Below are 22254 nucleotides of genomic sequence, written 5' to 3'. Positions count from 1 at the left end.
TTCTCCCGCCCGGTGAGGATCTCGTCGACGGCGGCGAACTGCCCGGTGAGGCTGATGGACTCGCGGACGTTCGCGGGCTGTGTGGCGACGTCGAAGCCGTTGACGCCGGCGGTCCCGGCGTCGGCCTTGAGCAGGGTGGACAGGATTTTCACGACCGTGGTCTTGCCCGCCCCGTTGGAGCCGAGCAGCGCGAAGATGCTGCCTCGCGCCACGTCGAAGTCCACGCCGCGCAGCACCTGCAGCTCCTTGTACGACTTCTCCAGGCCCTGCACATGGATCGCCTGGGCTTGCTGTGCCGTCATCAGACGGTCCTCTCTTCTTTTCCGGTGTTTTCGCCGGCGGCGCGCTCGATGGCGCTGGTCAGCCGTTCCCGCTCCCGGCCGATCCACGAACCCACCGAGTAGTTCTGAGCGAAGGCCTCGACGAACTCCACGGGGTTTTCGCCGAAGATCTCGCGGATCGGGGTTCCGTCCGCCGCGCTCCGCTCGAACAGGTCGGCAAGGTCTTCGTACATCGAAGCCGCCTCGGTGCTGTCTCCCGGCCCGAAGGTCATCAGGTATCGCTCCAGCGCTTCGACTGCCGTGCGATAGTTTTCGGGAAGCTCTTTGACGCGCGCCTTGTATTGCCGCCAGCGCCTTTTGTCCTGGAGTGGCCCGGTGACCACCTCCAGGTACTGCCGGTAGCGGCTCTTGGGCTCGTTCGATCCGGTTTCCATGTCTAATTTCCTCTTTCGTGGAGCTGTTCGAGCCGTTCGGTGAGGAAGCTCCAGGTCCTCCAGAACTCTTCGAGATACGCCCGTCCCTGAGCGTTGAGGGAATACACCTTGCGCGGCGGTCCCTTCTCGGACGGGACCTTCTCCACGTCGACGAGGCCGCGCTGCTCGATCCTGATGAGCAGCGCGTAGATGGTGCCCTCGGCGATGTCGGAGAAGCCCTGATCGCGCAGCCACGCCGTGATCTCGTAGCCGTGTGCGGGTCGGCCGGACAGGATCGCCAGGACGATGCCTTCCAGTACGCCCTTGAGCATTTCCGTCACCTGCTTGCCCATGGAGCGCCCCCCCTTTCAGCTACTCGGTGCTGCTGACTACCGGTATAAAGTAACACCGACTACTGGTACCTAGCAACACTAAATAGATGGGGCATAAGCCGAGTCCGCAAGCGGGTGGGTGCGGGCGACCTGATCGCTGCTCGTGAGTGAGCCCGCCGCCACCCCCTGAGGAGAAGACGGGCCGCGTCAGCCCGCCGGAGATGTCGATCCCCGGCTTCGCCGTCGTGGACGCGGCGGGAGCACCCTCGCCCCGTCGGTCGCCGGCCGCCGCGCGATGGCCCGCCCGATCTCGCGCGAGGCCCCGGTCACCAGCGCCGCCTTGCCTGTCAAAGGCGTCATGTCGTCACTCCAGAAGTGGTCCAACTCTCCCGGCAACTAGGATCAACGCGAACAACCATCTGGAACAATGACGAAGTACGCAAAGCAGTATTAACCCTCGAGTTAACGCGAGAGAGAGTCGTGGAACTTCGCGACATCGAGATCTTCCTGACCCTTGCCGAAGAGCTGCATTTCAGCCGGACCGCCGAACGGCTGCGCGTCACCCCCGCCCGCGTCACCCAGGCCATCAAGAAACAGGAACGCCAGATCGGCGCCCCGCTGTTCGAGCGCACCAACCGCACGGTCCGGCTGACCCCGCTCGGCCGCCAGCTCCGCGACGACCTCTGGCCCGTCTACACCGGGCTCCAGGACGGCATGCGCCGCGCCAAACTCGCCGCCCAAGGCGTCACCGCCGTGCTACGCGTCGGCATGATCCCCCTCAACGCTCAAGACCTGCGCCCCTACTGGGAGACCTTCCGCACCCGCCACCCGCAGTGGAAGCTGCAGATCCAGCACGCCCCCTTCAGCGACCCGTTCGCCGGGTTGCGCCGCGGCGACGTCGACGTCCTGATCTGCTGGCTGCCGGTCGAAGAACCCGACCTGACGGTGGGCTCGGTCCTGTTCGCCGACCCCCGGGTGGTGGCCGTGTCCACCGACCACGAACTCACCCGGCGCACCTCCGTCTCGCTGGAGATACTCGCCGACTTCCAGCACAGCGACGTCCCGTCAAGGCCGGACTACTGGGCCGACAGCTTCCTCCCGTCCCACACCCGCAAGGGCCGCCCTATCGAACGCGGCCTCTTGGTGAGCAACAGCGAGGAGATCCTCGCCCTGACCAGCGCCGGGGAGCTCGTCAACCTCTTCCCCGCCCACATGAGGCGCTTCTGGAGCCGGCCCGACATCGCCTACCTGCCCGTAAATGACATCGACGCCCTGCCGTTCGGCCTGGTGTGGCGTAGCGAGGCCGAGAACGACCTCATCCGGGCCTTCGCCCGAGTCGCCGCCGACATCGGCACCCTCGTCGTCTGAGCCGCGCATCCCGGGCACGGAACGTTGGCCGCGCATGTTCGAGGAGCTCCGTGTCCGGTGATGTCTCCCCGTCCACTGCCGGCTTGGCCCCCGTCAGCCCGCCGCGGAACACCTCCTTGACGAGCCTGTCCAGCGCCTTCGGGAACTCCTGCGCCGGGCCGATTGTGGCGTCCCCGGTGGTCACCGAGGCGGTCAGGGTCCTGTTGCCGTCAGGCGAGCCGTACATCAGCGCCCCGTAGCACCCCGGGGGCTGCCGTTGTGCTGGAAGGTGCCGCCACAGTCCGGGCCCAGGTCCCGCACGAGGGGCCTCAAGGTCCTCAGGGGATGAGCAACACCTTGCCGGTGGTGCGGCGGGCCTCGAGGTCCTCGTGTGCCTGGGCGGCCTCGGCCAGCGGGTAACGGTGGGAGATGTGCACGCGGAGCTGTCCGGAGGCCACCCAGCCGAAGAGGTCGGCGGCCCGCCCGGTCAGCTCCTCGCGGGTGGCGATGTAGAAGTCGAGGGTGGGGCGGGTCAGGAAGAGCGAGCCTCTCTGGGCGAGAATCTGAGGGTCGATGGGCGGGACCGGGCCGCTGGCCTGGCCGTACAGGGCCATCATGCCGCGCGGGCGCAGCGAGGCGATGCTCTCGTCGAAGGTGGTCGCGCCCACACCGTCGTAGACGACGTGCACGCCGGAACCGGTCAGCTCGCGGACCGCCTCGGCGAAGCCGCTGTAGCGGAGGACCTCGTCGGCGCCTGCCTGGCGGGCCAGCTTCTCCTTCTCCTCGGTGGAGACCGTGGCGATCACCCGGGCGCCGCGCAGCTTGGCGATCTGGGTGAGCAGCAGGCCCATTCCTCCCGCGGCGGCGTGCACCAGCACGTCGTCGCCCGGCTTCACCTCGTAGGTGGAGTGGGTCAGATAGTGCGCGGTCATCCCCTGGAGCATGATGGCCGCCGCGGACTCCGCCGTGACCCCGTCGGGTACGGCGAGCAGGTGGGACGCGGGCACCACGACCTTCGAGGCATAGCTGCCGATCACGTTCCCCCAGGCCACGGTGTCGCCGACGGCGAACTCCCGCACGTCCTCGCCGACCGCGGCGACGGTGCCCGCGCCCTCCTTGCCGGGAACGAAGGGCAGGGACAGCGGGTAGCGGCCCATCCGGTGATAAACGTCGATGAAGTTCACTCCGGCGGCGGCGACGTCGATCAGGACGTCACCCGGATTCATCTCGGGGTCCGGATGATCGGTGTAGGTGAGAGCCTCGGGCCCGCCCGTGGCGGAGATGACGATGGCACGCATTGCGCTGAGCTCCTTCGGTCAGTCGGACGCTTTGATCGTCCCCAACCTCGTGCCGATCATTCGTTGTTCCCGTTTTCGGTCAGGGGCTCTTGGCGGAGAGCGGGCCGTGCATGGTGAAGTTGTCGAACGACGCCTTGAGGATGGCCTTGCTCTTCTCGCCGACCCGGGCGATCATGCCGACCTCCCCGCTGGGCAGCGGGTTGGTGTCCCGGACGGACTGGACCCGCGCGCCGTTGACCCACATGGTCAGCTGCACACCGTCCGCGTCGCCGGAGCACTCGGCCTGGAGCCGGGTGGTCTGATCCTTGGGCAGGTCGACGGGGACGGGCTTGGTGAGCTCGCCTCCGGCGCTCTCCACGGACTTGCGGATGCGGGCGTTGCCCGCGGTGTCGAGCAGAAACTCGTAACGAGTGGCCTTGGTGTCGTCCTTGCCCCGGCAGAACAGCCCGTACTCACCCGGGCCGGCGCTGCCGGAGCGGATCCCGACGTCGACGCCGAGAAGCAGCCGGGCGGGAGTGATCGGGGTGGGACTGGCCGTGGGGTTGGGGGTGGCCGGAGGGGCACTCACGAAGCCGGTCGGCGCCTCCTCCCGCAGAAGGGCGTATTCGCCGTTCACGTCAAGGGCGTAGTAGCCCTCGGAGGCGTAGCCGTACCTGTCGACGGCCGGATCGTAGGGGCCGCCGGTCCAGCCGGTCCCGCTCTGGGTGAAGTCGTCCTGGTAGAGCAGGGCGAGATCCTCGGGAGGACCGCCGGGGGAGAGCGCGAGATACAGGCCCAGCCCGCCGCCAATCGCGATCAGGGCCGCCACGGCAGCCCCGATGAGGATTTTCCTCTGGCCCGCCGGTCGCCCGGCCCGCGGGGACGCCGGAACCGTGCGACCGGAGCCGGGGCCGGGAGGCTGCCCCGCCGGTCCGGCGGTTTCCGCCCAGGGCACGGTCTCGTGCGCCGCGGGCGTGGTCTGGGCGGCCGGACGCTGCGTGGACGGACGATGCGTGGACGGACGCTGCGTGGACGGGCTCTGTACGGACGAACGCTGCGTGGACGGACCCTGCAAGGACGGACCCTGCGTGGAAGGGCTCTGCTGCCAGGCGGCCTGGACCGAGTAGGCCGTCTGCTCGGGCGCGGCGGAGCGGCCGACCAGGTGGTCGAGGACCTGCTGGGAGGTGGGCCGGCGGCTGGGATCCTTGGCGATGGCGTAGGTCACCAGCTCCCGCAGCGCGGGCTCCATGTTCTCCAGTGAGGGCTCGGTGTTGAGCACCTGGTACAGCACCGCGGGCAGCGCCTCCCCGCCGAACGGCGGCCGGCCGCTGGCGGCGAAGGCCACCAGGCAGCCCCACGAGAACACGTCGCACGCGGGAGAGACCGGCTCGCCGCGCAGCACCTCGGGCGCCATGTAGCGGGGCGTGCCGATGATCTCGCCGGTTCCGGTGATCCCGCTGAGCGTGTCGAGCGCGCGGGCGATGCCGAAGTCGATCACTCGGGGGCCGATGGGGGAGAGCAGCACGTTGGACGGCTTGAGGTCGCGGTGCACGACCCCGGCGCTGTGGATCGCGGTCAGCGCGGTCGCCACGCCGACCGCCAGCGCGTCGAGGCTGGAGCCGCGCAGCGGCCCCTGCGCCCGTACGGCCTCCTCCAGGTTCGGGCCGGTCACGTACTCGGTGACGACGTAGAGCTGGTCGCCGTCGAGTGCGGCCTCGATCACCGCGGCCGTGCAGAACCGGCGAACTCTCTGGGCCGCGTCGGCCTCCCGGCGGAAGCGCATCCGGAACTGCTCGTGCTGGCTGTACTCCGGGTTGATCACCTTGATGGCGACCTGCTGCCCGTCCGCGGATTCGCCGAGGTAGACCGTGCCCATCCCGCCTCTGCCCAGTTGGCTGAGCACGCGGTATCGCCCGATCTGCAGAAATTCGCCGGGACTGAGATTGTTCACAGTCGTACCTAACCGCATATGTGGTCACATGAGTGGCTCAGCCTATCGATGTCCTTCCTTCGATCAATCGCCGTAGCAGCGGCAGATCCACGCGTTCCAGGCTGTCCATGATCAGGACGTCGTCCGGCACCGTCATGCCGCCGGAGACCGCGAGCACCCGGCACCCGGCCGAGTGCGCGGCGGCGAGGCCGGTGGGACTGTCCTCCACGGCCACGCACTCGGCGGGGGCCACGCCCAGGTTGGCGGCGGCCTTGAGGTACGGATCGGGCAGCGGCTTGGCGCGTACGGTGTCCTCGGCCGCCACGACCAGGGCGAATCGCTCCGCCCCGATCGTGCGCAGCACCGTGTCCACGATCTGCCGGGGGGAGGCGCTGACCAGCGCGACGGGCATGTCGGCCGCCCGCAGGTCGTCCAGCAGCCGGATCGCGCCGGGCAACGGCGTCACCCCTTCCGCGATCCGCTCCGCGAAGGCCTCGATGAGCCACCCGCCGACCTCGGCGAGCCGCGCGTCGGTCGTGTCGGCCGTGTCCGAGGAAGACGGGGAGGACGGGGCGCGCCGCAGGAGGTGGGCCGCCACGTGCTCGACCGGACGGCCGAGCACGTGGCCGGTTTCGGCGTCGGTCAGCTCCAGGCCGAGCTCCGCCGCCACCGCCGCGCACGCGTCCCACCACATTCCCTCGGTGTCCACGAGCGTGCCGTCCATGTCGAACAGGACGGCCCGGAGCTCAACTGACACCGGCGGGGTTCCCCGACTTGGCGGACGCCTGAACGGCGGGGACGGCGGCGGTGCGTTCGGCGACCAGGACGGGACGCTGCACGAGGCTGACGCTCACCCGCGTACCGGGGGCCAGCCGCATCGCTTCGTGGCCGGGCACATCGGAGAGGACCTCCAGCTCGCCCAGCTGCACGCGCAGTCGCGCGGACGAGCCGCGGAACGACGACGCCACGATCATCGCACTTCCCTCGGAGGAGGGGGTGACGAGCACGGCCTCGGGCCGGATCAGCACGTCCACCTCGGAGGAAGAAGAGGGGACCGGGCCGTCCACCGGGAGGAGCTGGCCGAGGACGGTGACCTCGTTGCCCGACAGCCGGCCGGGGATGTGGTTCATCGTGCCGACGAACTCGGCCACGAAGGGAGTGGACGGCCGGTCGTAGACCTCGGCCGGGGGGCCGCACTGCTCCAGCCGCCCGCTGCGCAGCACCGCGACCCGGTCGGCGACCGAGAGGGCCTCCTCCTGGTCGTGGGTCACGAAGATGGTGGTGATGCCCAGCTCCAGCTGGAGCCGCCGGATCTCCTCGCGCAGCGTGACGCGGACCTTGGCGTCCAGCGCCGACAGTGGTTCGTCCAGCAGCAGCACGCGCGGCTCCAGCGCCAGCGCCCTGGCTAGCGCGACGCGCTGCTGCTGGCCACCGGACATCTCGTGCGGGTAGCGCTCGGCATGCGTGGGAAGACCGACCAGCTCCAGCAGCTCCGCCGCCCGTGCGTGGCGCTTGGCGGCGGGCACCTTGCGGACCCGGAGCCCGAACGCCACGTTGTCGCGGACGTTGAGGTTGGGGAACAGGCTGTAGGACTGGAAGACCATGCCCGCGTCCCTGCGGTTGGCGGGCAGGCGGGTGATGTCCTTGCCGTCCACGAGCACGGCGCCCGCGTCCGGGGTTTCGAAGCCCGCCACGCACCGCAGCGCCGTGGTCTTGCCACAGCCGGAGGGACCGAGGAGAGCTATCAGCTCACCGGGCGCGATGGTCAGGTCCAGGCCGTCCAGGGCGGTCGTGCTGCCGAACACACGACGCAACCCCCGGAACTCGACGCTGGCGGTCATGAGGTGCTCCTTCGTTTGGAACCCGCGCTGGACAGGAAGAGCAGCAGCAGCCAGATGAGCAGCAGGCTGAGGATCGAGACGGCCACGGAGAGCTGGCCGTTGGCCCCGGAGATCGTCACGATCCAGACCGGGAAGGTTCGGTAGCCGAGAAGCGCGGCGATGGTGTACTCGCCGAGCACCAGCGCGAGGGTGAGGAACGAGGCGCCGGCGATGGCCGTGCGCAGGTTGGGGATGATCACCCGGAACACCACGTGCGGCCACGACGCGCCCAGGTTGCGGGCCGCCTCGACCAGGGTGCGCACGTCGATCGCGCGGAGCCCGGCGTCCAGCGAGCGGTAGACGAACGGCAGCGCCAGCACCACGTAGGCCAGCACGAGCACCACGGGGAACGTCTCGTTCTGGATCGCGATCAGGGTCCCCCACAGCGGTGTGGCGGCCAGGTAGTCGGGTCCCCAGCGCAGCACCATGCTGATCCCGGCCACGAAGGTGATCGGCGGCACGACCAGCGGAAGCGTGCAGATCACCTCCAGCACGGGGCCCAGCCTGGGTGCGCTGAGCCGTACGGCCAGCATCGCCGGAAGCGTGAGACCGAGCACCAGCACGATCGTGGCGACGGCCAGCGCGAGCGAGAGCAGCATGCTCGTGCCGAAGCCCTCGGCACTGAAGATGTCCAGGTAGGCGCTGAGGGAGAAGCCCTGCTGGTCGTTGTAGACCGAGTACCAGAACGAGGCTCCCAGCGGAACCAGGAAGTAGATCGCCGCGATTCCCAGGACCGCGCCGCGCCAGATCTTCGGACGCCGCGGGCGGCGGGCGGGGGGGACGACCTGGGGGGTCTCCAGGATCGGAGTCACCGCAACCATCGGCTGCTCCTCTTCTGCAGCGGCAGGTAGACCGCCATGACCAGACCTGCGATGACGATCATGTCGAGGCTGAGCGCGAGCGCCATGTTCTCGTGCCCGATGAGCACGTTGCCGGTCAGGGCGTCCGCGATCTGCAGGGTGACCAGCGGGACGGTGCTGCCGACCATCGCCCTGGCGGTGGCGTAGGCGGCGAACGCGCCGCCGAACAGCAGTACCACGCCGCCGAGCAGCGAGGGCGTCAGCACCGGGATGCCGACGTGACGCCAGTACTGCCAGGTGGTGGCGCCGTTGTTGCCCGCCGCCTCCCGCCACTGCGGCTTCAGGCCGTCCAGTGCGGGGACCACGGTGAGCACCATCAGGGGCACCGAGAAGTACATGTAGACCAGGGCCAGGCCCCAGAAGTTGTACAGGCTCCAGCCGCCGTCGGCGAGTCCGAAGGCCTTGGTGATGACGCCGGCGTTGCCCAGGGTGGCGATCCAGGCGAACGCCAGCGGCACGCCGCCGAAGTTGGCCAGAACGCCCGAAGCGGTGAGCACCGACTCGCGCAGCGCCCGGGACCGGGAGGTCACCACGGCCTGGGCGAGGAAGGTGCCCAGGATCGCGCCGAGCACCGCGACCACGGCCGACAGCTGCACGCTGCTGAGGAGGGTGTTGAGGTAGTTGCCCTGAAGGCTCTCGGTCAGGTTGGAGGTGCTGAACGAGGAGGTGAGGGTCTTCGGGTCCTTGACGGTGAACGCGCCGAACAGCAGCGCGATCGCCGGGATCCCGAAGGCAAGTGCCACGAAGGCGAGCAGGGGCAGGGCGGCGAGCCATCCCTTGGAACGGGTACGGCTGCCGCCCTGGGCAGCCGTACCTCCGTCGGTCGTCATCGATCAGCCCGCGACAGCGGCGCCCCAGCCGGAGGCCAGGACTTCCTTCGCCTTGGTGACCTGCTCCTCGGTCGGGAAGGCGGGCTCACCGTCCACCGGGGGCAGGTTGGCCTCGGCGGCCGCGTCGACCGAGCCGTCGGCCTTCATGGCGGGCAGCAGCACCGGGCGGGCGAAGCCGGCCAGGTAGAGGTTCTGGCCCTCGGGGCTGTAGAGGAACTCCTGCCACAGGCGGGCGGCGGCGGGGTGCGGGGCGTCCTTGTTGATGGCCTGCGCGTAGAGCTGGAGGAATTTGCCGTCGGACGGGATGTTCGTCTTCCAGTCCAGGCCCTTCTCGGCCATCTTGGGGGCGTAGGCGGCGTTGTTGTAGTCCCAGTCGATGCTGATCTGGGTCTCGCCCTTCTCGATGGTGGCGGGGGTGGTCTCCACCGGGTTGAAGTTGCCCGCGGCCTTCAGCTTCTTGAAGAAGTCCAGGCCGGGCTGGATGTCGTCGAAGGAGCCGCCGTTGGCCAGGGCCGCGGCGTACACGCCCGCGAACGCCGAGCCGGACTGGGTCGGGTTGCCGTTCATGGCGACCTTGCCCTTGTACTCGGGCTTGAGCAGGTCGGCGAAGCTCGTCGGGCAGGTGGTGATCTTCTTGGCGTCGCAGCCGATGGAGACGTAGCCGCCGTAGTCGTTGAACCAGAGGCCGGTGGCCTCCTTCTGGTTCTCGGGGATCTTGTCCCACGTCTGGACCTTGTAGGGCGCGAACAGGCCCTCTGCGGCACCGCTGATCGCGAAGGACTGGGCGATGTCGAGCACGTCGGGGGCGCGGTCCTGGCCCTTGCGGGTCTTCACCGCGTTGATCTCGTCGGCGCTGGCGGCGTCGGGGGTCTCTTCCTCGATCTGGATCCCGGGGTACTTCGCCTTGAAGGCTGCGATGATCTTGCCGTAGTTCGCCCAGTCCGGCGGGAGGGCGATGACGTGGAGCTTGCCCTCCTTGTTCGCGGCCTCGACGAGCTTGTCCAGCCCGCCGAAGTCGGCCGCGGAGGCGGCGGTCTTGGCGTCCACGCCGGCCGCGGCGCTGCCGTCGGCGGCGGGGGCAGCGGTGGTGCTCGGAGCGGCACCGCATGCCGTAGCGCCTACGAGGAGGAACGCGGCCAAGCCGGCGAAGCGAATTCGTGATGCGAGCACTTTGTCTCCCAAGGGGGTGGCGCGGAATAAGCAACGAAAGTAGACGAACTTGTACAAACAAGCTAGACCCAGCGGGTCGGTAGTCGGTTTCCGTTCGGTGAACACCCGAAGTACGTCAGTGAAATGCAACGACTGGGGCTTCATGGGCGGTTCTGCTTGCCTATGGTGTGGTCAGGATCGGCCGCCCAGTGCGCACAGATGGAGGTTTTCACTGTGCGCCGGGCAGGGCGCGGAAGGACGGATTTGAGAGGCGGAGCGAGATTGTGTAGCGGGTGGGGATCGAGCCGGTTGTCCGAGCGGGCGTTGCGAGGGGCGTCCGGAGGGGGAGCCGGCCGGGTACTTCGAGGGGCGTCCGGAGGGGGAGCCGGCCGGGTACTTCGAGGTGCGTCCGGAGGGGGAGCCGGCCGGGTACTTCGAGGGGTGTCCGGGCGGGAAGCCGATCGGGCGCTTTCGGGGGGACCCGGCCGGGCGCTCGGGCGGATGTCCGATCGGGCATCGGCGGGGGCGCGATCATGACGGCCCGTTACGTGGGCATCGCGGAAGAACTGCGCGACGCCATCGTGCGGGGCGAGTACGCCGTGGGGGCGCAGCTGCCCTCCGAGGCCGAGCTCGCCGTCCGCTTCTCGGCCTCGCGCGGCACGGTCCGCCAGGCGGTGGCCGTACTCGCCACCGAGGGCCTGGTGGGGTCCAGGCAGGGGGCCAGACGTATCGTGCTCGGCCGTGAGCGCAGCCAGAGCTTCGCCGAGCTGCACAGCTTCGCGCAGTGGGCGCGGGCGATGGGCTACCGGGTCAAGGGGCAGGTGCTGGAACAGCGCCGCCTGGGCGCGAGCGTCACCGAGGCGGTACGGCTGGCGCTCCAGCCGGGTGATCCGGTGCTGTCGGTGCTGCGGCTCCGCTCGCTCGACGGTGAGCCCGTGATGCTGGAACGGACGGTCTACGCCGGGTGGATCGCCCCGGCCGTCGAGCGGATCGACCACGACTGCGAGTCGATCACCCAGGCGCTCTTCGAGAGCGTCGGGCTGGTCTTCGCCTACGGCGAGCACCTCATCGACGCGGTCGCGGCGGGCGTGCAGGACTCCCAGCTGCTGGGCGTACGGCGAGGCAGCCCTCTGTTGCGCCAGCGCCGGGTCACCACCACGCACGAGGGACGCCCGGTCGAGTGGTCCGACGACCGCTACCGCGCGGGCAGCGTGACCTTCAGCATCCGCAACTCGGTGGACGCCAACCCGCTGGTACGGCAGATGGGGGACTTGCGCCCGAGCTCATAAGAACGTATGTTCGACTAGGTAAACCCGCCTTCCCCCGGGTGCTCATCCGAAGGCCGCGGGGGGAGAGATGTCTTGAGCAGACTTTATGGCGACCCGATCGAGGTGTGGACCCGGGAGGGGCAACCGGTCCAGTTCGTCTGGCGCGATCGGCTCCACACCGTCCGCCGGATCCTCGATCACTGGGTGGTCGCGCGCGAGTTGTGGAAGATCTCCGAGAGTGACCCGGGCGAGCGCCGGTTCTGGCGCCTTGAGGCCGGTCCCGGCGGCAGGGGCGGCACCTACGAGCTCCGCTTCGACACGGCCGCCGAGGGCTGGCTGCTGATGAGGGCGCTGGACTGACATCCCGGTTCGACGCCGCCGAGTCCTGTTCACCGCCGAACCTCACCGTGACGCCGTCGGGCCCGTCTCGACGGCCCCGGTGTCAGGCCCGCCCGGCGGTGCCGATCCGCGGTGTCGATCCGTTGGCCGAGGTCCGCCCGGAGGCGACTCGCGGGATCACTTGGGGGCGGCCTGCGGCATGGCCTGCGACGTGAGGTGCGGGGTCGGCTCCGCGGCGACGAGAGGGACCGGCTCCGTGGCGACCTGAGAGACGCTCAGGGGAAAGGGTCGCGGGACGACGCGGCTCTCCGGGGTCCGGTGCCGGCCGCTCACGGCCTGGATCCTGGTGATCTGCCGTACGGTCGCCGCGCACAGCAGGGCGGCGACCGTGATGGCGGCCAGCTCGGTCGGGCCGAGGCCGGTCAGGCTGGTGCCCCCCTGGGACGGGCCCGACAACAGCCGTACCAGCACCAGCGTGAGGGCGGCCAGCCAGCTCAGCCACCAGGCGGCGAGAAGCGCCAGCCAGCGCGTACGGCGATCCGCCGGCGGGCGGGAGGCCCACCACAGACGATCCATCATCACCGGCGGGGCGATCAGGTTGACCCCCGGTACGAACCAGCCGGCCAGGACCGAAGGCGCTGCCGGCCGGGCCTGGCCCGCGTCCTGTCTGGCCCGGATCAGCCAGGCCAGGCAGGCGATGACGGCCGCGATCGTGGTCACGGCGGCAAACATGATCAGGACGGCGAAGAGGCTGACCGCGCCGACGACGGCCTGCGCGCCGGGGGCATGGGGGTCGCCGCCGAGCGCTGAGATCTCCCGGGCCAGCCGCCGGCCACGAGCCTGTTCGAACACCACCAGGGCGGCGGTCGCGAGCACCTGGGCGGAAAGGGTCACATAGACGGCCGAGGCCGACCTTTTTTGTGGAGACTTCTGTGGAGACGAGATGAAGCGCATGTATATCTCCCCCCGGCATGCGCTGAAGGACTTGCCCTTCTTTTATCCCGTCTGCTCCTCCGCTAATCAGTCTGCTCCCGCGTAATCAGCTCACAACACCCGACTCCCACGCCCAAGCCGCGATCTCCACTCGATTCCTGGCGCCGAGCTTTGTCTGGATGCTCCCCAGATGGGTCTTGATCGTGGACAGCGATACGAACAACTCGGCGGCGACCTCCTGGTTGGTCCGCCCCCGGGCCACCAGGCGGACCACGTCCAGCTCGCGTTCGGTGAGCGGTTCGCCGGGCGGGCGGGTGGAGCCGGCCCGGGGAGGGGCCAGGTGTTCGAGCAGGCGGACGGTCACCGAGGGCGACACCAGCGCGTCCCCGGCCGCCGCGGCCCGGACCGCCTCGATGAGCAGCGTCGGCCCGCTGTCCTTCAGCAGGAACCCGGTCGCCCCCGCGCGCAGCGCTCCGTAGACGTACTCGTCCAGGTCGAAGGTGGTGACGATGACCACGCGCATCGGGTCGGAAACCCCCGGCCCGGCCAGGATCCGGGTGGCCTCCAGGCCGTCCAGCTTGGGCATCCGGATGTCCAGCAGACACACGTCGGGCCGGAGTCTCCGTGCCTGTTCGACCGCCTCGGCGCCGTTCGCGGCGGTCGCCACGACCTCCATGTCCTGCTGGGCATCCAGAATCATCTGAAAACCGGTCCGCACCAACTGCTGGTCGTCCGCGATGAGCACCCGAATCGTCACCCGATGGATTCTGCCAGCTGGGGACGGGATATCGACGTTTCAGGCGATGCACCGATATATCAACCGGGCTCTGAGTCGATCCGCCGTGACGCCTCCACATGGGGAGGCCGGCCCCATGTGGAGGCGTGCGGGGATCAGCCCAGGACGAGATCGCGGATCGTCCTCAGCGAGGCCTCGTCGCGGGGGCCCATCACCAGCAGGTTGGTGACGGGGCTCTTGCGCCACAGCTCCAGGCGCTCGCGGATCCGGCCCACCGGGCCGACGAGGGAGATGCCGTCGGCCAGCTCGTCCGGGATCGCGTTGAACGCCTCGTCCCTGCGTCCGGCCAGATAGAGCGCCTGGATCTCCTCGGCGGCCTCGGCGTAACCCATCCTGCCGATGATGTCGGCGTGGAAGTTGCGGCTCTTGGCTCCCATGCCTCCTATATAGAGGGTCAGCATCATCTTCACGCCGTCCAGCGCGGATCTGACGTCGTCGGTGATCAGTGTCATGACCATGGCGGCGATGTCGAAGTCCGGCCCGGTGCCGGCCAGCGAAGGGCCGTACATCCGCTCGATCTTCTCCGGGAACACGAACAGCGGCAGCCAGCCGTCGGCGATCTCGCCGGCGAGCGCGACGTTCTTGGGGCCCTCGGCGCCCAGATAGAGCGGGATCTCCGCGCGGAGGGGGCGGGTGATCAGCTTCAGCGGTTTGCCCAGGTTCGCACCGCCCGGGTAGGGGAGCGGATAGTGCTCGCCGTCGCTGGTCACCGGCTCCTCGCGGCGCCAGATTTTGCGCATGATCTCGACGTATTCACGGGTGCGGGCGAGCGGCTTGGGGAATGGTCTGCCGTACCAGCCTTCGACCACCTGGGGTCCGGACGCACCGATGCCGAGGAGCAGCCGGCCGCCCGTCAGGTGATCGAGCGTCATCGCGGTCATGGCGGTCGCGGCGGGGGTCCTGGCTGAGATCTGGACGACGGAGGTGCCCAGCTTGATGCGGGAGGTCCGCGCGCCGTACCAGGCCAGCGGGGTGAAAGCATCGCTGCCGTAGGCCTCGGCCGTCCAGACGGACTCGTATCCCAGCCGTTCGGCGGCCTGGACGAGTTCGGTGGAGTCGTCGGAGTTACGCTGCCAGTAGCCGAGATTCAGGCCAAGCTTCAGATCACTACTCATGGAGGTCTCCTCCGAACACCGAATACGCGCCTCGTAATTAGAACACGTTCTACCTTTGTTGGTCGAATGGGAGGTGTCAAAATTCAGTCTTCCGGGAAACGAGCATCTGTGCTTAACGCTGTCCGCAGGGTTTTCTCCCTGATGTTGCTCCTCGCCCTCGCCGCCTCGGGAACGGTTCCCGCCGTGGCGCAGGCGGCCAAAAAACCCAACATCGTGTTCATCCTCGTTGATGACCTGGAAGCTGGCGATCTACAGAAATTTCCGAATATCTGGAATCAGCTCGTCCGTGGCGGCACCCGCTTCGACCGTTTTTTCGTCCCGGACTCCTGGTGCTGCCCATCGCGCGCGTCCATCCTGCGCTGCCAATATGTCCACAGCCATGGAGTTCTGACCAATACAGCCCCCGAGGGTGGTTTCACGAAATTCTTTAACTCTGGCCTGGAACGTTCCACAATCGGCACCTGGATGCAGTCGGCCGGCTATCGGACCGGGCTGCTGGGCAAATACCTCAACCACTATCCCGGCGACGTCGCCGCGCCCACCTACGTGCCGCAGGGCTGGAACGACTGGGCCGTGCCGGTGAGCAACCTCTACCAGCAGTACAACTACACGCTCAACGAGAACGGCGCGCTGAGAAACTACGGCGCCATGGCCCAGGACTATCTGGGTGACGTGCTCAGCCAGAAGGCGGCCTCGTTCGTCAGCCGGCCGGGCGACGATCCGTTCTTCCTGTATCTCGCCCCGATCGGGCCGCACAACCCGGCCAGCTACGCGCCCCGGCACCGCGACGCCTTCGCCGACGCCATCGCCCCCCGTACCGGCTCCTTCGACCAGAGCGACGTGAGGGACGAGCCTCTATGGCTACGCTCCCTGCCGTTGTTCAGCGAGAGAACGATCGCGAAGATCGACGAGCGCTACCGCAACCGGCTCAGGGCCATGCTCAGCGTGGACGACATGGTCGGCACCCTGGTCGAGACCCTGCGCGCCACCGGAAAGCTGGACAACACCTACATCTTCTTCAGCTCCGACAACGGATTCCACCTGGGCCAGCACCGGCTCGCGCAGGGCAAGACCACCCCGTTCGACGAGTCGATCAAGGTGCCTCTCGTGGTGCGCGGACCGGGCGTCCGGCCCGGTGGTGTCGTCGAAGACCTGGGAGCCAGCGTGGACCTCGCGCCGACCTTCACCGAGCTTGGCGGAGCCGTGCTTCCGAGCTTCGCCGAGGGCCGCTCCCTGCTCCCGCTCCTGCGGGGCCGGACCCCTCCCGGCTGGCGCCAGAACGTGCTGCTGGAGTTCTATCGCCCGACCAACCAGAGCTCGGCCCGCCAGACCCCGGTCCCCGCCTACGCGGGCATGCGGACCGCACAGAGCCTCTTCGTCCGCTATTCGACCGGCGAATACCAGCTCTACGACTTAGCCAGGGATCCCTACGAGCTTCACAACCTCGCGGCGAAGGTCCCGCTCACGGTGATCGCCCAGTTCAACCAGCAGCTCGACGCCCTGGTCTCCTGCTCGGGCGCCACCTGCCGTTCGGCCGACTCCGTCCGGCCTCCCGCGCTGCCCGACCTGTCCCTGACCCCGGTCCCGAAGGGGCAGTGAGCCTTCCGCCGGGAACCGGCGGGATGTCGTCGAAATTTTGATCGGGTTGTTCCGAGGCCCCGTCGCGGGGAAACCCGGTCAACGGTGCGTGGGGGCGCCGCCGGCCAACCCCGTCACCGGGACGATGGAGTGCTGGCCTTCCGTTATGGACCGGCCGGCTCCGCTCCGTGTTCCCGGGGGCGGAGGGCCGGTGAGATGTCGGGATAGGCGTACCGGAGGTGGGTTTCGACGGCGGCCGACGCCTCGGCGGGGTCCCCGGCGGCGATGACCCGATAGATCCGGTGGTGGTCGGCCATGAGCCCGGCCGTGTCGCCGAGGCGTTCGACGGCCTCGACCGCGTAGCGGCGGAGCGAGTCCCGCAGGGAGAGCATGATGGCGGCGATCAGCCGGTTCCCCGAGGCCTCGGCGATGCCGACGTGGAACGCGGTGTCGTGCTCGACGAACTCCTCGGCCGTCGTCGCGCGCTCCATGCGCTCCAGCGCGGCGGCCAGGACCGACAGGTCGGCGCCGTGCACGGAGGCGTGGGCGGCGGACCACTGCTCGATCATCAGCCGGGCGTCGACGACCTCGTCGAGGGAGAGGCTCGACAGTCCGAGGTGAAGCCTGAGCAGGTCGGTCAGGGCCTCCGCGGGTTTGGAGATCAGTACGGCGCCCGCGTCGGGGCCCCGTCCGGCCTGCGACGACACCACGCCCAGCGTCTCCAGCACCCGCATCGCCTCGCGTACGGACGACCGGCTGACCTGGAGCTGTTCGGCGAGGTGGCGCTCGGCCGGCAGGCGGTCGCCGACCGTGAGACCGTCACCCGCGATGCGCAGCTCGATCTGGGCGATCACATCCTCGAACGCCCGGGTACGCCGTACCGGCTCCCATCCGCTCAAAAGCCCTCCCCTTGTGAAAAAATATGGTCAGACCATACTGTGGTCGGACCAAAAAGCGAAAGGAGTGTCGTGCGCGTAGCCCTGTTCATCACGTGTGTGAACGACACGCTGTTCCCCGGCACCGGGCAGGCGGTCGTGACGCTGCTGCGCCGCCTCGGATGCGACGTCGAGTTCCCCCAGGCGCAGACCTGCTGCGGTCAGATGCACGTCAACACGGGATATCCCGCGGAGGGCAGGCGGCTGGCGAGACACTTCGTGGACGTCTTCGCCTCCTACGACGCGGTCATCGCGCCCTCGGGATCGTGCGCCGCGATGGTCCGCGAGCAGTACCCGAGGCTGGCCCGCGCCCGCACGCCCGCCACCGCGGCCGCCGGGGTCTCCTTCGCCGACGAGGTCGCCGAGATGGTGCCGAAGGTCTACGACCTCTCCGAGTTCCTGATCGACGTCCTCGGCGTCACCGACGTCGGCGCCTACTTCCCGCACAGGGTGACCTACCACCCGACCTGCCACTCCCTGCGCGGCCTCCACCTGGGCGACCGTCCCACCCGCCTGCTTGAGCAGGTCAAGGGGCTGGAGTTGGTCCCGCTCCCCGGCGCCGACGAATGCTGCGGCTTCGGCGGCACCTTCGCGGTGAAGAACCCGGCGATCTCCGCGGCCATGTGCAGCGACAAGGTGAGCAACGTCGCCGCCACCGGCGCCGAGGTGCTGTGCGCCGCGGACAACTCCTGCCTGATGCACATCGGCGGCACCCTCAAGCGCCAGCGCACCGGGGTCCGGATCATGCATCTCGCGGAGATCCTCGCCACCACGGAGGTCGTCCGATGATCGACGCCACACCGGTGCCCGCGACCTCCTGGCGCGGTGCTCCCCACGACCGTGAAACACCGCCGCCCGGGGAAGGGGCCGTGCGATGAGCGGGGGCGACACATTCCTCGGCATGCCCGCGTTCCCCGTGAACGCCGCGGCGGCCGTACAGGACTCGCAGCTCAGGTTCAACCTCCGCAAGGCCACGCACACGATCCGCGCCAAGCGGGCCACCGTGGTCGGCGAGCTGCCCGACTGGCTGGAGCTCCGCCAGGCGGGCAAGGAGATCAAGGACCACACCCTGCGCAACCTGGAGCGCTACCTCCTCCAGTTGGAGGAGGCCGTCACCGCGGCCGGCGGACACGTCCACTGGGCGGCCGACGCGGAGGAGGCCAACCGGATCGTCGCCGATCTGGTCAAGGCCACCGGCGAGACCAGCGTGGTCAAGGTCAAGTCGATGGCGACCCAGGAGATCGGCCTGAACGAGGCCCTCCAGGCGGAGGGCGTCACCGCCTACGAAACCGACCTGGCCGAGCTGATCGTGCAGCTCGGCGACGACTGGCCCTCGCACATCCTGGTTCCGGCGATCCACCGGAACCGCTCGGAGATCCGTGAGATCTTCCAGGACAAGATGGCCGACTGGGGTCGCGCGGCGCCCGAGGGGCTGACCGACGAGCCCCGCGCGCTCGCCGAGGCGGCCCGGCTCCACCTGCGCGAACGCTTCCTGTCCACCAAGGTCGCGATCTCCGGCGCCAACTTCATGATCGCCGAGACCGGCACGCTGGTGGTCCTGGAGTCCGAGGGCAACGGCCGGATGTGCCTCACCCTGCCCGAGACGCTGATCAGCGTGGTCGGCATCGAGAAGCTGCTGCCGAGCTGGCGGGACCTGGAGGTCTTTCTCCAGCTTCTGCCCAGGAGCTCCACCGGCGAGCGGATGAACCCCTACACCTCCACCTGGACCGGAGCGACGGAGGGCCAGGACTTCCATCTCGTCCTGCTCGACAACGGCCGCACCCAGGTCCTCGCCGACAAGGTCGGCCGCCAGGCGCTGAGGTGCATCCGCTGTTCGGCCTGCCTGAACGTCTGCCCGGTCTACGAACGCGCGGGCGGCCACTCCTACGGCTCGGTCTATCCCGGCCCGATCGGGGCGATCCTCACCCCGCAGCTGCGCGGCATGAGCTCCGAGCTGGACGCGTCCCTGCCCTACGCCTCCACGCTCTGCGGCGCCTGCTACGACGTCTGCCCGGTGGCGATCGACATCCCCGAGGTCCTGGTCCACCTGCGGGCCAAGGCCCCCCATCCGCGCGCCGAGCGCCTGGGCATGAGGGCCGCCGGATGGGTGTTCAACAGTCCCGGACGGCTGGCGGGCGCCCAGCGTCTCGGCGGTCGTTTCCGTAGGTTCGTCCCCAAACATCTCCCCGGCCCGCTGTCCGCCTGGACCAACACCCGCGAGATCCCCGACATCCCCGCCGAGTCCTTCCGCGACTGGTGGAACCGTACCGATGGAGGCGCCCGATGAGCGGCGGAGCAGCCGAGTCCCGGCCCGGCCTCGAACCCGTCGCGGAGGCACGGGACCGGGGACCCCGGGCGAGCGCGAGCGCGAAGACCAGGGAGCTGATCCTGTCGAGGATCCGCACGGCCGTGGCCGGGGCCCCCGACGTCGAGATCACCCGCGCCTACCGCACGTCGGCGGACCTGACCGGGGTGGTGGAGCGGTTCGCCGAGAGGGTGGCCGACTACCGGGCCGTGGTGCACGTGGTGGACGCGGACGAGGTGGCGGGAGTGATCGCGGCGGCGCTGGAACGGCAGGCGGTCACCCGGCTGGTCGTGCCGGACGGACTGCCCGGCGAATGGGTCGCGGCGGTGGAGTCGGCTCTCGGGACGGAAACCGCGCCGGTGGATCCCGGAGCCGTGACCGTTCCGGGAGCGGAAGCCGTGACCGATCCCGGAACGGAAACCGTGGCCGATCCTGAACCGGAAGCTGCGGCCGGTCCCGGGGTGGGAGCCGCGGCCGACCTGGGGACGCGGGCCGTACGGGCCGTGCGGGATGAGCCCGTGCTGAGCGCGGCGGAGCTGGACGCGGTCGACGGCGTCATCACCGGCTGCGCGGTGGGGATCGCCGAGACCGGAACGATCGTGCTGGACGCCGGGCCGGGCCAGGGGCGGCGAGCGCTGACCCTGGTGCCGGACTACCACCTGTGCGTGGTGCGGGTCGGGCAGATCGTGGCGGGCGTGCCGGAGGCCGTCGCCCGGCTCGACCCGTCCAGGCCGCTGACCTGGATCAGCGGTCCCTCGGCGACCAGCGACATCGAGCTGAACCGGGTCGAGGGCGTGCACGGCCCGCGCACGCTCGAGGTCGTGATCGTCCGCTGAGGACGGGCGGGCATCGGGCACGGGTTGCGGTCAGACCTCACCTACTCCGCGACAAGAGACGACAAGGGAAACGTGTGACCGCCTTCGCACCTGATCTGTCCGTCAAGACCGAACGGCTCGTGCTCCGTCCCTTCGCCTCCGGCGACGAGAGACGTATCCGCGAGGTGGTCGAGGCGCGTGCGCGGTTCCTTCCGCCCAGCGCGCCCGGCCACCCGTCCGGCATCTCCCAGTGGCTCGCTCACGGGGTGCACGAGCTGCACCGCTCGGGTCAGGGCGTGCATCTGGCGATGGAGGCCGACGAGCTCATCGTGGGCGCGATCAGCCTGTACAGGACCCTCTGGGGCGCGGGAACCACCGAGGTGGGGTACGGCGTGCACCCGCTGCACCGCGGCCGGGGCTACGCTCCCGAGGCCGTGCGCGGCGTGGCGGGCTGGGTGTTCGCGGCCACCGAACTGCACAGGATCGAGCTCCGCGCGAACCTGGACAACGTCGCCTCCCTCCGGGTCGCCGAGAAGGCCGGGTTCGTCAGGGAGGGGGTGCTGCGCGCCGCCGGGACGAACGCGGGCGGCCCGTGCGACCTGGTGGTGTTCGGTCTGCTCAGAACCGATTCGGTCTGATCCACGCCTGATTGCGGCGGGGGAGGCGGAGAACGGTGAGAAAGCCGCGGCCCGCCGGGGCGAGCGTGCCGGGCGGGTTCCGGGCGGCGCCACGGCCCGCCGACCGCGCTGGACGTCTCCGGCGAGCACGGCTACCGTGCCGAAGGCGCGTGGGTCCACGTCTCCGGATCGCGCGCGGATCCATGTCTTCGCGCTGACCGTCCGGCCCGGTCGGGCGTGCCATCCGCGACCGCCGTTGATTTGATCTTCTTCGTCCGTCCCGCTCCGACATGACCAGGGAAAGTTTATTGATCCGTTACCTGTTCATGGCGTGACGTTATCGGATATCCTCGCGACTCGCGATCGCATAATCCCAGGTCAAGGTCATTGGAGTCCTGTTCTCTATGAAACCGCCGCTGCTGCTCATCGGGCAGGGCTCGCACTATGACAATGGATCAGCCGAATTCGGTAGGTTCATCCACCGACTCCGCTGTCGCCTGGATCAGACGGCGGCCGACGTGTCCGGCGGATACATCGCCAGGGCCAAGCCCCGTCTCAGCGACTCGATCTCCTCGCTGGTCGCGCGCGGGCACCATCGTGTGGTGACGTTGCCGATGAGCCTCACGGGAGATGTGTGGCTGGGCGCCGACATTCCCTCCGCGATGGCGCGTGAGCAGGAGAAGCACCCCATGCTCACCTGCGACTACGGCCGCCCGCTGGGTTCTGATCCCCGCATCCTGTCGCTGCTCGCCGAGCGTCTGGCCGACGCCGCGGCCGAGGTCGCCAGCCTCCGGCTGGTCCCGGCGGCGGCCGGGCCGTTCGACGAGGAGCCCGAGCACATCGACATCGGCGAGACCGCCGTGGTTCTGGTCGGCGACGGCTCCACCGACCCGGCCACCAACGCCGACGTGCACCGTGTCTCCCGCCTTTTCTGGGAGACCCACGCCCACGAATACATGACGGTGGAGACCGCCTTCATCTCCCTCACCCCGCCCGGCGTTCCCGGAGGCATCGAGCGCTGCCGCCGCCTCGGCGCCAAGCGCGTGATCCTCGTGCCCTACCTGCTGTTCGCCGGTGGCCTGCTGGACCGCGTCTGGGCCCAGGCCATGGCCTACGCCGCAGGCCACTCCGACCTGGATGTCCGCTGCGCCGACGTCATCGGCGACTGCGAGGGCCTGGCCGACGTGGTCATCGAACGCTACGAGGAGGCGCTCAGTGGCATCGCCTGGTGACCTTTTCCCCGAGTCCCTCATG

General features: G+C 69.3%; 23 protein-coding genes. 9 read left to right on the top strand and 14 right to left on the bottom strand.

The window, feature by feature from the left end:
- The 3 genes from CHC08_RS24860 to CHC08_RS24850 all read right to left on the bottom strand — a co-directional run.
- On the bottom strand, positions 1-302 hold a 302-nt coding region (locus tag CHC08_RS24860; RefSeq protein ID WP_143653336.1), incomplete at its 3' end, for an ATP-binding cassette domain-containing protein.
- Positions 302-715 carry a DUF1048 domain-containing protein gene (locus CHC08_RS24855; protein ID WP_089209772.1) on the bottom strand — a complete coding sequence of 138 codons (414 nt, stop codon included), beginning with the start codon at positions 713-715 and terminating at the stop codon, positions 302-304. The genes CHC08_RS24855 and CHC08_RS24860, both read right to left, overlap by 1 nt.
- Positions 716-717: 2 nt before the next feature.
- Entirely contained in the window at positions 718-1047 is a 330-nt protein-coding gene (locus tag CHC08_RS24850) for a PadR family transcriptional regulator (RefSeq protein WP_089209771.1), read from the bottom strand.
- Between the two features lie 459 nt (positions 1048-1506).
- Here CHC08_RS24850 and CHC08_RS24845 point away from each other — a divergent pair, with 459 nt between their 5' ends.
- Complete coding sequence (locus CHC08_RS24845) at positions 1507-2394, top strand: LysR family transcriptional regulator (protein ID WP_089209770.1); 888 nt, start codon at positions 1507-1509, stop codon at positions 2392-2394.
- 317 nt (positions 2395-2711) lie between these two features.
- On the opposite strand, the gene CHC08_RS24835 is transcribed toward CHC08_RS24845, so the two are convergent.
- The 7 genes from CHC08_RS24835 to CHC08_RS24805 form a co-directional block, all read right to left on the bottom strand.
- A complete protein-coding gene (locus tag CHC08_RS24835) occupies positions 2712-3671 on the bottom strand; it encodes a quinone oxidoreductase family protein (RefSeq protein WP_089209769.1) in 960 nt (319 codons plus the stop codon).
- 79 nt (positions 3672-3750) lie between these two features.
- A complete protein-coding gene (locus tag CHC08_RS24830) occupies positions 3751-5601 on the bottom strand; it encodes a serine/threonine-protein kinase (RefSeq protein ID WP_245878543.1) in 1851 nt (616 codons plus the stop codon).
- Between the two features lie 37 nt (positions 5602-5638).
- Complete coding sequence (locus tag CHC08_RS24825; RefSeq protein WP_089209767.1) at positions 5639-6337, bottom strand: HAD family hydrolase; 699 nt, start codon at positions 6335-6337, stop codon at positions 5639-5641.
- A complete protein-coding gene (locus CHC08_RS24820) occupies positions 6327-7421 on the bottom strand; it encodes an ABC transporter ATP-binding protein (RefSeq protein WP_089209766.1) in 1095 nt (364 codons plus the stop codon). Before CHC08_RS24820 ends, CHC08_RS24825 begins: the two co-directional genes overlap by 11 nt.
- Positions 7418-8281: an ABC transporter permease gene (locus tag CHC08_RS24815; protein WP_089209765.1), complete on the bottom strand. Its 864-nt coding sequence runs from the start codon at positions 8279-8281 to the stop codon at positions 7418-7420. The genes CHC08_RS24820 and CHC08_RS24815 overlap by 4 nt, the downstream gene beginning before the upstream one ends.
- Positions 8269-9150, bottom strand: coding sequence for an ABC transporter permease (locus CHC08_RS24810; RefSeq protein WP_089209764.1), 882 nt, complete (start codon positions 9148-9150; stop codon positions 8269-8271). Before CHC08_RS24810 ends, CHC08_RS24815 begins: the two co-directional genes overlap by 13 nt.
- 3 nt (positions 9151-9153) lie before the next feature.
- A complete protein-coding gene (locus tag CHC08_RS24805; protein ID WP_089209763.1) occupies positions 9154-10320 on the bottom strand; it encodes an ABC transporter substrate-binding protein in 1167 nt (388 codons plus the stop codon).
- A gap of 512 nt (positions 10321-10832) precedes the next feature.
- Between CHC08_RS24805 and CHC08_RS24795 the strand changes: the two genes are divergently transcribed.
- Positions 10833-11588 carry a GntR family transcriptional regulator gene (locus CHC08_RS24795; protein ID WP_089209761.1) on the top strand — a complete coding sequence of 252 codons (756 nt, stop codon included), beginning with the start codon at positions 10833-10835 and terminating at the stop codon, positions 11586-11588.
- Between the two features lie 72 nt (positions 11589-11660).
- Positions 11661-11927 carry a DUF6504 family protein gene (locus CHC08_RS24790; RefSeq protein WP_089209760.1) on the top strand — a complete coding sequence of 89 codons (267 nt, stop codon included), beginning with the start codon at positions 11661-11663 and terminating at the stop codon, positions 11925-11927.
- 156 nt (positions 11928-12083) lie between these two features.
- Here CHC08_RS24790 and CHC08_RS24785 read toward each other — a convergent pair whose 3' ends face one another.
- The 3 genes from CHC08_RS24785 to CHC08_RS24775 all read right to left on the bottom strand — a co-directional run bounded on the left by CHC08_RS24785 (position 12084) and on the right by CHC08_RS24775 (position 14750).
- Complete coding sequence (locus CHC08_RS24785) at positions 12084-12860, bottom strand: DUF4328 domain-containing protein (protein ID WP_089209759.1); 777 nt, start codon at positions 12858-12860, stop codon at positions 12084-12086.
- A gap of 85 nt (positions 12861-12945) precedes the next feature.
- Entirely contained in the window at positions 12946-13596 is a 651-nt protein-coding gene (locus CHC08_RS24780; protein WP_089209758.1) for a response regulator, read from the bottom strand.
- Between the two features lie 134 nt (positions 13597-13730).
- On the bottom strand, positions 13731-14750 hold the full coding sequence (locus CHC08_RS24775; protein WP_089209757.1) for an LLM class F420-dependent oxidoreductase: 1020 nt from the start codon (positions 14748-14750) through the stop codon (positions 13731-13733).
- 108 nt (positions 14751-14858) lie between these two features.
- Here CHC08_RS24775 and CHC08_RS24770 point away from each other — a divergent pair, with 108 nt between their 5' ends.
- Complete coding sequence (locus CHC08_RS24770; protein WP_089209756.1) at positions 14859-16349, top strand: sulfatase family protein; 1491 nt, start codon at positions 14859-14861, stop codon at positions 16347-16349.
- Positions 16350-16492: 143 nt separating this feature from the next.
- Here CHC08_RS24770 and CHC08_RS24765 read toward each other — a convergent pair whose 3' ends face one another.
- Complete coding sequence (locus CHC08_RS24765; protein ID WP_089209755.1) at positions 16493-17227, bottom strand: FadR/GntR family transcriptional regulator; 735 nt, start codon at positions 17225-17227, stop codon at positions 16493-16495.
- Positions 17228-17296: 69 nt separating this feature from the next.
- On the opposite strand from CHC08_RS24765, the gene CHC08_RS24760 reads away from it, so the two are divergent.
- The 5 genes from CHC08_RS24760 (at position 17297) to CHC08_RS24740 (ending at position 22232) form a co-directional block, all read left to right on the top strand.
- Complete coding sequence (locus tag CHC08_RS24760) at positions 17297-18052, top strand: (Fe-S)-binding protein (RefSeq protein ID WP_089209754.1); 756 nt, start codon at positions 17297-17299, stop codon at positions 18050-18052.
- A gap of 85 nt (positions 18053-18137) precedes the next feature.
- Positions 18138-19550 carry a lactate utilization protein B gene (locus CHC08_RS24755; RefSeq protein WP_089209753.1) on the top strand — a complete coding sequence of 471 codons (1413 nt, stop codon included), beginning with the start codon at positions 18138-18140 and terminating at the stop codon, positions 19548-19550.
- Positions 19547-20404: a LutC/YkgG family protein gene (locus CHC08_RS24750; RefSeq protein WP_245878542.1), complete on the top strand. Its 858-nt coding sequence runs from the start codon at positions 19547-19549 to the stop codon at positions 20402-20404. Before CHC08_RS24755 ends, CHC08_RS24750 begins: the two co-directional genes overlap by 4 nt.
- Positions 20405-20478: 74 nt before the next feature.
- Positions 20479-21021 (top strand): GNAT family N-acetyltransferase, encoded by a 543-nt coding sequence (locus tag CHC08_RS24745; RefSeq protein WP_179282195.1) that lies wholly within the window; start codon positions 20479-20481, stop codon positions 21019-21021.
- 383 nt (positions 21022-21404) lie between these two features.
- Positions 21405-22232 (top strand): sirohydrochlorin chelatase, encoded by an 828-nt coding sequence (locus CHC08_RS24740; protein WP_089209751.1) that lies wholly within the window; start codon positions 21405-21407, stop codon positions 22230-22232.
- Positions 22233-22254: the final 22 nt, after the last annotated feature.

The organism is Streptosporangium subroseum (assembly GCF_900188345.1).
Lineage (GTDB): Bacteria > Actinomycetota > Actinomycetes > Streptosporangiales > Streptosporangiaceae > Streptosporangium > Streptosporangium subroseum.
Note: the sequence above shows the minus strand (reverse complement) of the source record. Positions and strands in the feature narration are given on the sequence as shown.

Bases quoted from the DNA above. Each gene is read 5' to 3' on its own strand.
- CHC08_RS24855 (WP_089209772.1), bottom strand. From the start codon at position 715: ATGGAAACCGGATCGAACGAGCCCAAGAGCCGCTACCGGCAGTACCTG.
- CHC08_RS24850 (WP_089209771.1), bottom strand. From the start codon at position 1,047: ATGGGCAAGCAGGTGACGGAAATGCTCAAGGGCGTACTGGAAGGCATC.
- CHC08_RS24835 (WP_089209769.1), bottom strand. From the start codon at position 3,671: ATGCGTGCCATCGTCATCTCCGCCACGGGCGGGCCCGAGGCTCTCACC.
- CHC08_RS24820 (WP_089209766.1), bottom strand. From the start codon at position 7,421: ATGACCGCCAGCGTCGAGTTCCGGGGGTTGCGTCGTGTGTTCGGCAGC.
- CHC08_RS24815 (WP_089209765.1), bottom strand. From the start codon at position 8,281: ATGGTTGCGGTGACTCCGATCCTGGAGACCCCCCAGGTCGTCCCCCCC.
- CHC08_RS24810 (WP_089209764.1), bottom strand. From the start codon at position 9,150: ATGACGACCGACGGAGGTACGGCTGCCCAGGGCGGCAGCCGTACCCGT.
- CHC08_RS24795 (WP_089209761.1), top strand. From the start codon at position 10,833: ATGACGGCCCGTTACGTGGGCATCGCGGAAGAACTGCGCGACGCCATC.
- CHC08_RS24785 (WP_089209759.1), bottom strand. From the start codon at position 12,860: ATGCGCTTCATCTCGTCTCCACAGAAGTCTCCACAAAAAAGGTCGGCC.
- CHC08_RS24775 (WP_089209757.1), bottom strand. From the start codon at position 14,750: ATGAGTAGTGATCTGAAGCTTGGCCTGAATCTCGGCTACTGGCAGCGT.
- CHC08_RS24755 (WP_089209753.1), top strand. From the start codon at position 18,138: ATGAGCGGGGGCGACACATTCCTCGGCATGCCCGCGTTCCCCGTGAAC.
- CHC08_RS24750 (WP_245878542.1), top strand. From the start codon at position 19,547: ATGAGCGGCGGAGCAGCCGAGTCCCGGCCCGGCCTCGAACCCGTCGCG.
- CHC08_RS24740 (WP_089209751.1), top strand. From the start codon at position 21,405: ATGAAACCGCCGCTGCTGCTCATCGGGCAGGGCTCGCACTATGACAAT.